Raw genomic sequence first — 11,615 nt, 5'->3', positions numbered from 1 at the left:
CTCCGCATTGGCCCGGCGGGCAATGTGCTCGTTGAGGGTACGCATGAACCAGGACAAATCGTGCAACCGCTCCCGGTAGACCTCGGCAAGCGTTTCGACCTCGGCAACCTCCGCTTGACTCATCTCCGCCCGTGACGCCGAGAGATAACGCGTCACCAATAACGACCCGGCGAAGAGTGCCGTCCAGCGTTTCAGGACCTCCTCTACCGACCACCCCGAGGCCCGTTCCCGGTCGATACGCACCACAATGTGATAGTGGTTGCTCATTACCGCGTAGGCGGCCACATCGATAGCGAACAGAGCGGCAAGCTGCTGAATACGCTCGACAATCCAGCCGCGACGGTGGTCGAAATTCAGGCCTGAGAACGGGTCCTCGCCACACAAGAAGGCACGGCGCACACAGCGGCATACGCAGTGATACCAAGGGGTGTCTTCAAGCGAGACGAGAGCGGAGCGGGGAGCAGTCATCGTGGACCTTCTGTGGTTTCGGTGTCGAGAAGAAGCTTAGCTTGGGGTAGGGAAGATGTCAAACAAGATGGATGTCCTTTTAATCACCGCTTCTGGATGGCGAGAAAGCAGCGTGCCTGATCTAGCTGGCTGTAGCGAACTCCCCCCGACACGCGCTAGACGTTGCGTTTGCTGGCTACAGAGTTGGTTACGCTGGAGGTGGTGGACACCCTCCCCGCCCCACCGTCATACGCGCACCCAAAAGAACGAACTCAAGCCGCATCAGCGCACCGGTTGGGTGATTTCGCCGGCGCAAACTGCTGAGTTCGTGGCCTATCAGGTCCTGTTTAACACCCGTGTGGACGTGATCCCGTTTAATTCGCATTAAATCGGGCACTTTCTAACGCTTCACTGCGTATCTCGTCCAGAGTCACACCCGGCTGGGAAAAGTAAAGCACAGTACGGCCGTCTGGCTCGTTTATGGTGAAGCCATCCGTCGTAAAAGGTGGGCGTCCAAGAAAGTCCTCAATGGCTGGTCGTGTACTGTCTTCGCGTGTGAGCGTGGCCCGACAGATATCTTCGGTGCACCGCATTTCTTCGAGTAAGACACTGGATGTTGGGCCAAAGCTCACTTTTGCCTCTTCTTTGGCTACTTTGGTCAAATCACTACTCACTTTTCCGGCAAGTAGAGTTTCGTCTATCCAAGACGCCAAATAATCTTCAGAGACTTCCATCGAACTCCGATATGTCGGGTCTCTATTCGCGGATATCTCCGTGTTTGTCGCTTGCTCGATATCGTTCGCGATTGCATCATCTGAAACGTTATCGATACTAACGGATTCCAAGGCTTCAAGTCTGATAGTCAATCTGTCGAGGATGTCAGAGAACCGGATTCTTTCCGCCTCAGCTTGCCGCAACTGCTCCCGAGTTCTTTCCTGGTTACGCTGCAACAGGTTTGCCAGCTTGTCTAGTTTATTTTGCAATTCCAGGTCAGAGACAGCACGGGGTTGTGATGACACCGCTTCTAACTCCGGTCCCGAGTCGTTCTGCGTTATCAAATAGACCACCACTGCAATTGCAACGGTCACGGTAGTTGCCGCGATTACCGCCAGCAGCGTTTCCGTGGCAGGTCTCTGAATCTTGGGTAAGAAGGATGCTCGTCTCAAGAGCGGTGGCCCCATAAGCAGGGTACCAAGGAGGTGGCCGGCCCAGAGCAGGCCGGCCAATACAGCGCTGCTAATATATGGTCACGGGCGATAGAAACAAGTGGCGTAGCAGCTGGCTCTTTCGTCGCTTCCTCTGCCGATTTGTGCAATGAGATACCATCTATTAAAATGGTGACGAACACGACATTCTGCATATTCACCTCCTCTATCTGTTTCTTCGACGCGAACTCCACTGAGGAAACAGGCACGGTTGGAACTAGGTCCCAAATACCGGTACGTCGATCCAGGACTTCCGTAGCGGCTTTGGTAGCTCTCAAACCAAGGCCCTTCTGCTGCCGCAGGAAAAGCACTTAACATCAGCCCTGAAAGCAACAAACTATTAACGATACAAGCCGTTCTCTTCATAGTGATCTCATCCAGTTTATGGTAGACAGCTATCAGATCGCCCTCTATTCACTGCCGCACTCTTGACGTCGGAATTTCAGACGGAGCCGAAAATCCACATGAATTAGAAGACAACTCATTCTGGCGGAACGGATTTGGCGGCACAAATAAGTACATTTTATGGCGCATAAAGTCGCCGGCGGTGTAGGGAGCTACGCCCACCGATAACTCATTCGGCTGCAAAGAAAAACGTACGAATAACACAAATACTCGCGGATCGATTCGCGCTGATTCGTGCGATTCGTAGTTTTTCCTTAAGCCTTCCATTTTATGGAGCAGCCCATGCTCGGAATCTGCTCCTCGGGTCCGGCACCGGTCTCGGCCACCTGCTTCATGGCCTCGAACAGGTCTCGGCGCGTGCCTTGCGGCGCCGGCTCTTTACGACTTGCATCCAGCCGGCCCCGGTACTGAAGCCCCAACTCGCTGTTGTAGCCGAAAAAGTCCGGTGTACAGACGGCACCATAGGCCCTCGCGACCGCTTGGGTCTCGTCGAACAGGTAGGGAAACGGAAAATCATAATCCGCGGCCACTCGCTTCATATTGTCGAACGAGTCCTCCGGGTAGTCCGTCGGATCGTTGGACATGATGGCCACGCAGCCGATGCCGTAGTCGGCCAGCTCGCGGGCATCGCGTAGGATTCGGTCGCGCACCGCCTGCACGTAAGGGCAGTGATTGCAGATGAACATGACCAGTAGACCCTGCTCACCTTTGCACTGATCGCGGGACCAAACCTTTCCGTCAACACCCGGAAGGGAAAAATCCGGCGCCGGCGTTCCAAAGTCACAGATTGGGGTCTGAAGTGTAACCATCGATCGACTCCTGACATCACAAGGGTATGGATCGTGCCATAGTACCGGAAGCGGCAAAAAAGCCAAACCGACTCGCAGTCCCTAGCAAAAATCGCCAACGCGGATTACCATCTAGCGATTCCGGAGACCTCGCATGGGCTGCCGAGTCGAGTCGGGGTCCGATCCCGGACAACCCACATAAACCAAGGCAATGGGCACCTTAGCGATGGCAAGCGATTTCATCTTCACTTCCGAATCTGTCTCGGAAGGACATCCCGATAAAGTGGCGGACCAGATCTCCGACGCCCTGTTGGACGCCATCCTGACCCAGGACCCACGTCCCGAGCAGGCGCGCGTCGCCTGCGAGACCATGGTCAAGACCGGGGTCGTCATCGTCGGCGGCGAAATCACCACCCATGCATGGGTAGACCTGGACGAGCTGGTCCGCCGGGTGGTGACGGACATCGGCTACGATAGCTCGGACGTGGGCTTCGACGGCTCGACCTGCGCTGTTATGTCCCTTATCGGCAAGCAGTCAGGGGACATTGCCATGGGCGTAGACCGCAGCGACCCGGAGGCGCAAGGCGCCGGCGACCAGGGGCTGATGTTCGGCTACGCCACCAATGAGACGGACGTGCTCATGCCCGCGCCTATCACCTATGCCCACCGCCTGGTGCAACGCCAGTCGGAGATGCGCCGCTCCCATGTGTTGCCCTGGCTGCGACCCGACGCCAAGAGCCAGGTCACCCTGCGCTACCGGGACGGCAAGGTCTCCGCCGTGGATGCAGTGGTGCTCTCCACCCAGCACGATCCGGACGTGGACTACCAGCATCTGCGCGAGGCGGTGATGGAGAACATCATCCTACCCGTGCTGCCTGATGAATGGCTCCACGGCGACACTAAATTCCACATCAATCCTACGGGAAGCTTTGTCATCGGCGGCCCGGTCGGCGATTGCGGCCTGACCGGACGCAAGATCATCGTCGATACCTACGGCGGCGCGGCCCGCCACGGGGGCGGCGCATTCTCCGGCAAGGACCCATCGAAGGTCGATCGTTCCGCCGCCTACGCCGGACGCTATGTGGCCAAAAACATCGTCGCCGCGGGGCTTGCTGAACGCTGCGAGATCCAGGTCTCCTATGCCATCGGGGTAGCCGAGCCCACCTCCATCACCATCGAGACCTTCGGTACCGCCAAGCTGCCCGAGGACCGGATCGCGGATCTGGTGCGCGCGCACTTCGACCTGCGCCCTTACAACATTATCCGCATGCTCGACCTGATCCGGCCCATTTACCGCAAGACCGCCGCCTACGGACACTTCGGGCGCGAGGAACCTGAGTTCACCTGGGAGCGGACCGACAAAGCAGAGGAGCTGCGCAAGGCGGCGGGGCTTTGACCGGGCAATGATGAGTGAAGAGTGATGAAAAACCTCATGCTCACCACTCACGGGAGAGAGCCCGCCCCGGGCGCAGCGAGGGGGCTTAGGGAAAGGGTGATTTGAAGAGGTGAGGAACGAACCCCGACGTCCTTTAATTATTGAGCAACGCGTTCGTGAGGATAACTTATGCCACTCAGGTATCCGGCATTTGCTAACAAGCAGGTGAGACAGGCTGCTTCGAATTCACCCCCGATGCGTCAGGGTGCGCGCGGTGGGGGAGTCGCTATTCTCCAGGCAGCGCTAATCGACTTGGGATACCCGATGCCTGTCTCTACCCGGAAGACGGGGATTCCCGATGGAGTCTACGGGCGAGAGACAAAGGCGAAGGTAATCGCCTTTCAGGCTAAACAGTCGCTGGTTAAGGACGGAATTGCAGCGCGGAGAACATTCAATCGGCTCGATGCGGTAATGATGAAGAAGACAAGCATGCCGCTACCAAAGCCCGCGCCTCCGCCCCCCCTTCCGACAAGTCGTGACTATAAGATAGGCACGACCGATCCCACCATCCGCCCGGACCCAGGTGCGGGAGCCTGGAACTCGGTAGCCACTACAATGACAGCGCGGGTCCAGAAGCAGTTGATCCTTGAGATCCTACCACCGCGTAGCGCATCCGCCGCATTGGTGATCGGCGACGATGCAGCCCATCACTTGAAGCACTACATGGACAACACTGAACGTAAGCTTACGATCGATCTCGAAGGTATGATCGAGGAAGTTCGCACGGCGAAGATGCGCTTCCACAACGAGGTAAATCAGGCCAAGGCCTTCGTTGAACAACTGGCGGTAGGAGAACATCGGATCACGTCCAAGATGGCGGAGGGCGCGCGCAATCGAAAGAGCGAGAACGGGAACTGGTTTTTCGCGATTGGCGGCTATTCTACCTGGGGCAAGGGCCTGGCGAGAGTGAAAAAAGACGCTTCCGGACGGCGTGAGTACGAACTGGATTTCGAGTACAAGTTCTTCGATCGCTACAACTGGGACGGTGGCAAGGCGGCCGAGATATTCGGCATCACGATTACGGATCAATTCATGGGCGAGTTTCACCGTCAGGGGCTCGCACGGGAATACGACTGTGTGGGGTCGATTAAACGCAAGCTCCGTTGGAAAGACGGAGAGGCGATTCCTGCCCAACAACTTCTTCCTGCGAGTAAACGATGAAATCATGGTATTGGGTTTTAGGTTTGTTGCTGGCACTGGCTGGCTGTGACAGAGAAATACCCGGAGGCAGTATGGGATTAGATGAGCTGGCGGCCAAGCTGGGGCTGAGATTCCCAGCGGACACCGAGTTACTAGGGGTCAGGAGCGAGCAAGGCATGGACGACGCGCTCTTCGCGAAGGTCACGTTTGGCGCGCAAGGCTGGGCCGCGTTTGTGCTCAGCGCATCGCTCACGGAGGCCGATTTCACCGAAGACAAGCGCTATCTCCTTGGACCGGACGAGGACTGGTGGGACCCGGAACGTCCCGCCTCGTTACCCACAGCGCAAGCGGCGCTGCCGAATGCCGAGTACCTGAACGTCGGAGTAGACCGCGGCGATGGGGCACGGATCCTTGTTTACTTGATGTGGCACCAAACCTGAATCGTAAAGAAGAACCGGAGGTAAACCCAAAACACGAGCAAGCGAGCGTGGGCAAGCCCGCGCCTACACAAAAAATTCACGCATCTAAAGGTCTTAAGGCGAAGCCTCGTTAGTGAATGGTTTATTCCGGCAGGTGCGGGAAACACTATCCACTATTCACTATCCACTGGCACAGCCTTCCCACCGAGGAGCGTTGCAACCCCGCTACTAAATTGGCACACGTGGTCGGGCTCCGATTACGCCAAAACCGATAGCCGATTTAGTAGCGGGGCCAGGCTCGGTGAGGGGGTACCTTCAATAACGGCGCTCACTCTGATAATCATCTGGAGTTGACTACCATGAGTGAGCAGACCAACTATAAGATCGCCGACATCTCCCTGGCCGATTGGGGCCGTAAGGAGATCACCATCGCCGAGACCGAGATGCCGGGTCTCATGGCCCTACGTGAGAAGTACGGGGCCCGCAAACCCCTGGCCGGTGCCCGCATCTCCGGCAGCCTGCACATGACCATCCAGACCGCGGTGCTGATCGAGACCCTGGTCGAACTCGGCGCCCAGGTCCGCTGGGCCTCCTGCAATATCTTCTCGACCCAGGATCATGCCGCCGCGGCCATCGCCGCCGCCGGTATCCCGGTATATGCCTGGAAGGGCGAGACCCTGGAGGAATACTGGTGGTGCACCGAGCAGGCCCTGAGCTGGCCCGAGGGTGCCGGTCCCAATATGATCCTGGACGACGGCGGCGATGCCACCCTGCTGGTCCACAAGGGAGTGGAGTACGAACAGGCTGGCAGCGTACCCACACCGACCGCCGACGACAACGAAGAGTGGACGGCGGTGCTCGGCGTCTTGAAGCGCATCTTCGAACGCGACGCGCGCTATTGGCAGCGAATCGCCGCGGGCATCAAAGGCGTTACCGAGGAAACCACCACCGGCGTACACCGCCTGTACGAGATGGCGCGGGAAGGCACGCTGCTCTTCCCGGGCATGAACGTAAACAACTCGGTGACCAAATCCAAATTCGACAACCTTTACGGCTGTCGCGAGTCCCTGGTGGACGGCATCAAGCGGGCCACCGATGTCATGATCGCCGGCAAGGTCGCCATGGTCTGCGGCTACGGCGATGTGGGCAAGGGCTGCGCCCAGTCCCTACGTGGCCTCGGGGCCATCGTCTGGGTATCCGAGATCGACCCCATCTGCGCCCTGCAGGCATCCATGGAGGGCTTCAAGGTGGTCACCATGGAGGAAGCGGCGCCCCGGGCGGACATCTTCGTCACCGCCACCGGCAACCGGGACATCGTCACCCACGACCACATGGCGGCGATGAAGGACCAGGCGATCGTCTGCAACATCGGCCATTTCGACAACGAGATCGACGTCGCCTCCCTCGAGGGCTATGCATGGGAGGAGATCAAGCCCCAGGTGGATCATGTCATCTTCCCCAACGGCAAGCGCATCATCCTGCTCGCCAAGGGCCGCCTGGTGAACCTGGGCTGCGCCACAGGCCATCCGAGCTTCGTGATGTCCAACAGCTTCACCAACCAGACCCTGGCCCAGATAGAGCTCTTCGGCAATACCGACCAGTACCCGATCGGGGTCTATGTGCTGCCCAAACAGCTGGACGAAGAGGTAGCCCGCCTGCACCTCGGCAAGATCGGCGCCACCCTGACCCTCCTGAACCAGGAGCAGGCGGATTACATCGGGGTCCCCATCGAGGGACCCTATAAGCCCGATTACTACCGCTATTGATGGTGGAGAATAGAGCAAACGACTGGTTGCTGTTATTTGAACCGCATCGATTCGAACCGCGAAGGCGCAAAGGGCACAAATGCGGAAGCGAAAACTACGAATCGCGCGAATCGGCGCGAATCAATCCGCGAGGATTCGCGTGATTCGTGGTGTTTCCTCTTTATTGCCGCAAATAAACGCAAATCGAATCGGTTCCGATTTGCGTTTATTTGCGTTCATTTGCGGCTGAAAAAGAGGCGTCTCTCCCCTAACCGCAATCTTTATGAACGACAAAGGAACGTAGGATCTGATAAGCGCCGGCCTGCCGCCCCAGGAGGATGTCGTAATCGGAATCGGAGGCACAAGCTCGTAGGGCGGGTCAGGCGCGTGCACCAAGTGCCGCGATTGCCGCGGTGGGCGCCGTCACCCGCCGGATGGTGGCGGGTAGCAGCCCGTAGGTCGGGTCAGGCCAAGAGCGACGGAGGTGGCTGGCATACGGCGGATGGCGCAAGCTTATCCGCCCTACGCGGGCTAAACCATTCAGGATTGCTTTAACCAGACAGCTTCTTAAGAATCACACGCATCGACGCAAAGTTCCGGTGGGCGTAAACAATCCGCGGTAGTGGCTAATGTATAAGTGATAACATGACCAACGGTACTGGCTACTATGTCCCCTCTCCCGCCGGGAGAGGGGTTAGGGAGAGGGGATCAAAAAGATGAATCGCTCTACTTTTTCACTTATAAGTTTACCACTACCACAATCCGCTTTGCGCAGATTCGCGTGATTTGTAGTTAATGACTATTGTCTCCGGTTTCGTGCGCAGCTGTACCGGCATTTTCCCTGGCGGCTTGATTTTTATGAATGACGAAATAAACACCAGACCTGTCTACAGCTTCGAGCTCTTCCCTCCCAAGACCCCGGAGGGCATGACCAAGCTCGCGGACACGGTGCAACGGCTGAACGCCGTTGCCCCCCGCTACTTCTCCGTGACCTACGGCGCCGGCGGCTCGACCCGCGAGCGCACCTTCGAGACGGTGGCGCTCCTGCGTGATCAGGGCATCGACACCGCCCCCCACCTCTCCTGCATCGGCTCCACGCGGGCGGAGATCCGGGACATTCTGCACCGCTACCGGGCCCGGAATATCCGCCGTATCGTCGCCCTCCGCGGCGACCTGCCCTCCGGTATGGGCGCCGCCGGCACCGGGGAGCTGGCCTATGCAAACGAGCTGGTGGCCTGCATCCGCGCGGAGACCGGCACGGCCTTCCACATCGAGGTTGCGGCCTATCCGGAGGTCCACCCCCAGGCACCGGGTGCCAAGCAAGACCTCGCGTATTTCAAGCAAAAGGTCGAGGCCGGCGCGGATGCCGCCATCACCCAGTACTTCTACAACGCCGATGCCTACTTTGCGTTCGTCGCCGCCTGCCGACGCGCTGGCATCGGCATCCCCATCGTCCCCGGCGTGATGCCCATCACCAACTACAGCAAGCTCGCCCGCTTCTCCGCCGCCTGCGGTGCGGAGATCCCACGCTGGGTAGGTAAACGACTGGAAGATTACGGGGACGACATGGACAGCATTCGCGAGTTCGGACACCAAGTGGTCTTGGACCTGTGCCGGCGGCTTATCGAAGGCGGCGCACCGGGCATCCACTTCTACACCATGAACCAAGCCGCTCCGACACTTCGACTGTGGCAGGATCTCGGCCCGCCCGGGGCCGAGCCCTAGATGCTCTCAATTACCGATAACATTGAGCGCCAGGCTCCTCACGGAAAAGTTATCCGCAAATCAACGCAAACGGATCAAGAACCGTCGTTGATGGCAAGTGATTATGACCGATCTGCGTTCATCGGCAGCCAAAAGCGGAGCCACCGAGATTTAGAAGCTGTCTGGTTAAAGCGGATCCTAGCGTCGTGTTGCGTTACGCCGTGTTGTTCCCCCAGGCGTTTTCGCGCGCGGCTAATGCAACCTACACGCAACACGAGGTCCGCGCGAGGGATAATGTGGGTGTAGGTTGCGTTAAGACGCCGGCACTGGCCTGGCTATAGACCAACGAGCCGTTGGGCGTCGAACGCAACACGTCAAACCCTGTCCCGACGTAGGAGGGATCTTTCTTGTCCCGACGCAGGAGGGATCTTTTCCCCCAAACAGCGCCAAATAATTCAGGATTGCTTTCGGATGGGAGTCTTTTTTCTCGCCGCAAGCGGCGGGGAATTCGACCCACAGAGATTAAAAACGAAACAATCTGTGAAAATCGGCGTCATCTGCGCACAGAAAAGATCATGTGATCTTTTGTGACCGATTGGCGTTCACTTGCAGTTTAAATGAGAAGTTACCGATGCCAACAGGACCCAAACACCGACCACCGCGGACCCCATCCGCCCCAGCGGCGGTCCGGCTACAGAAAGTCCTGGCAGACGCGGGTCTCGGCTCGCGCCGTGAGATTGAGGGCTGGATCCGCACCGGGCGGGTGCGGATCAATGGCAAGCTGGCCCAGCTGGGCGACCGCATCGGCCCGGCGGATCACATCCGGGTCGACGGCAAAGCGGTCAAGCGCCGGTCCGCGCGCCAGACGGAACTTCGGGTCATCGCCTACAACAAGCCGGAAGGCGAGCTGGTGACCCACCATGACCCGGCAGGCCGACGCACCCTATTCAGCCGCCTGCCGCCCCTCAAGACCGGGCGCTGGATCGCCGTCGGCAGACTCGACATCAACTCCTCCGGTCTCTTGCTCCTGACCAACAACGGCGAGCTGGCCAACCGGCTCATGCACCCCGCCCAGGCCCTGGAGCGGGAATACGCCGTGCGCATCCTGGGCCAGGTGTCCGCGGAGACCCTGAAGCAGCTGACCCACGGCATCCTGCTCCAAGACGGGCCGGCCCGTTTCGAGGAAATCGTCGAGTCGGGTGGAGAGGGCGCCAACCGCTGGTTCCACGTCCTGCTGCGCGAAGGCCGCAACCGGGAAGTGCGGCGCCTGTGGGAGGCCGTCGGCTGCCGGGTCAGCCGGCTCAAACGCGTGCGCTTCGGCAACGTCATCCTGGGGCCGCGGGTGTTCGCCGGCCACTGGCGCGATCTGACCCCAGATGAACTCACAGACCTACTGGCACTTGCGGGTATGGAGCGACCCCGGACACCTGCACGCCGGGCAAGACAGGACCGACCCCCGGCAAGGCATCGCAAGGCGGCGGTCCGCAGCCCGAGCAAGCCGGAGGGAAAGCGGGTTCGCGCTAAGACACCAGGCCACAAGCCACGGGTTCGGTGAAGGGGTCAGTTTTCCCTGCATCGGAAATGTGGGTCGGGTTCCCGACAAAAAACTTTTTGGTAGTGGTAAATTCATAAGTGTTTAAGTAGAGAGATTCATCTTTTTGATCCCCTCTCCCCAACCCTCTCCCGGCGGGAGAGGGGGCATAGCGGCCAGTGCTGTTGGTCATGTTACAACTTAGATATTAACCACTACCAACTTTTTTAATCCGCAGATTACGCGGATTTTCACAGATTGAAACGAGATAATCTGCGTAATCTGCGGACAAAGCATGTCGTTACAAACCATTCTCCCTGCCCGATAGGAAAGATTTCCTATGCTCAACGTGCTCACAATTTTTTGGGTTCCCCCCTGCATCGAAAATGGCTTGCTTTGCATCCTTCACGCCTGTGCGGTTTAACTATCGATAGGCACACTGTGCTTGATGCGTTTTCCTACCCGAAGCCGCAGTTGGGAACGCCCCTCGGGGTGACCGGAACCCTAGGGGGCGTTCTCAATGGAGCTGAATCCTCATGAAAATCAAGCACATCAGGCCCATGCAGCAGTGGCTACGAGTTTCCGAGACACTCCGCGGCGCGGAGCTTCCACGTTCCCACGCGGCGCGTGGGAACGAGAGAAAGCGTTACCGGTCAGCGAAAAAGAGGAAATTCTTTCACAGTCTCTCCAGCGTGGGAACGCAAGTGTGGCCGCTCAGCGGCCAAGCTCCCTCGCGCCGCTCGGGACAGGGTTTCATGGTGCTCCAGCGTCACGGAGGCTCACCTTCAGGCTTTTC

At 58.6% G+C, this 11,615-nt stretch carries 9 protein-coding genes and 1 riboswitch; of the genes, 6 read left to right on the top strand and 3 right to left on the bottom strand.

Features of this window, described 5'->3' with window-relative positions; translation table 11 throughout:
- The 3 genes from E1958_RS17500 to E1958_RS17490 form a co-directional block, all read right to left on the bottom strand.
- Positions 1–468, bottom strand: a 468-nt coding sequence (locus E1958_RS17500; RefSeq protein WP_481752904.1) for a transposase, incomplete at its 3' end; no start/stop codon positions are given.
- A 353-nt stretch (positions 469–821) separates the two neighbouring features.
- Positions 822–1,673 carry a hypothetical protein gene (locus tag E1958_RS17495; protein WP_133513012.1) on the bottom strand — a complete coding sequence of 284 codons (852 nt, stop codon included), beginning with the start codon at positions 1,671–1,673 and terminating at the stop codon, positions 822–824.
- A 638-nt stretch (positions 1,674–2,311) separates the two neighbouring features.
- Complete coding sequence (locus tag E1958_RS17490) at positions 2,312–2,866, bottom strand: thioredoxin family protein (RefSeq protein WP_133513011.1); 555 nt, start codon at positions 2,864–2,866, stop codon at positions 2,312–2,314.
- Between the two features lie 205 nt (positions 2,867–3,071).
- On the opposite strand from E1958_RS17490, the gene metK reads away from it, so the two are divergent.
- The 6 genes from metK (at position 3,072) to rluB (ending at position 10,843) form a co-directional block, all read left to right on the top strand.
- The gene (gene metK / locus E1958_RS17485; RefSeq protein ID WP_133513010.1) at positions 3,072–4,241 is read left to right on the top strand and encodes a methionine adenosyltransferase; all 1,170 of its coding nucleotides are present in this window, start codon (positions 3,072–3,074) and stop codon (positions 4,239–4,241) included.
- A 168-nt stretch (positions 4,242–4,409) separates the two neighbouring features.
- Positions 4,410–5,441, top strand: coding sequence for a peptidoglycan-binding protein (locus E1958_RS17480; protein ID WP_133513009.1), 1,032 nt, complete (start codon positions 4,410–4,412; stop codon positions 5,439–5,441).
- A 71-nt stretch (positions 5,442–5,512) separates the two neighbouring features.
- Positions 5,513–5,860 (top strand): hypothetical protein, encoded by a 348-nt coding sequence (locus tag E1958_RS17475; RefSeq protein ID WP_133513008.1) that lies wholly within the window; start codon positions 5,513–5,515, stop codon positions 5,858–5,860.
- A 179-nt stretch (positions 5,861–6,039) separates the two neighbouring features.
- A riboswitch (S-adenosyl-L-homocysteine riboswitch) is annotated at positions 6,040–6,176 on the top strand.
- Positions 6,177–6,198: 22 nt separating this feature from the next.
- Positions 6,199–7,605, top strand: a complete 1,407-nt coding sequence (gene ahcY, locus E1958_RS17470) for an adenosylhomocysteinase (RefSeq protein WP_133513007.1) — start codon at positions 6,199–6,201, stop codon at positions 7,603–7,605.
- A gap of 837 nt (positions 7,606–8,442) precedes the next feature.
- Positions 8,443–9,309: a methylenetetrahydrofolate reductase [NAD(P)H] gene (metF, locus tag E1958_RS17465; RefSeq protein ID WP_133513006.1), complete on the top strand. Its 867-nt coding sequence runs from the start codon at positions 8,443–8,445 to the stop codon at positions 9,307–9,309.
- Positions 9,310–9,919: 610 nt separating this feature from the next.
- Positions 9,920–10,843 carry a 23S rRNA pseudouridine(2605) synthase RluB gene (gene rluB / locus E1958_RS17460; RefSeq protein WP_133513005.1) on the top strand — a complete coding sequence of 308 codons (924 nt, stop codon included), beginning with the start codon at positions 9,920–9,922 and terminating at the stop codon, positions 10,841–10,843.
- Positions 10,844–11,615 lie beyond the last annotated feature (772 nt).

This window comes from Candidatus Thiosymbion oneisti, from assembly GCF_004359955.1.
Lineage (GTDB): Bacteria > Pseudomonadota > Gammaproteobacteria > Chromatiales > Chromatiaceae > Thiosymbion > Thiosymbion oneisti.
Note: the sequence above shows the minus strand (reverse complement) of the source record. Positions and strands in the feature narration are given on the sequence as shown.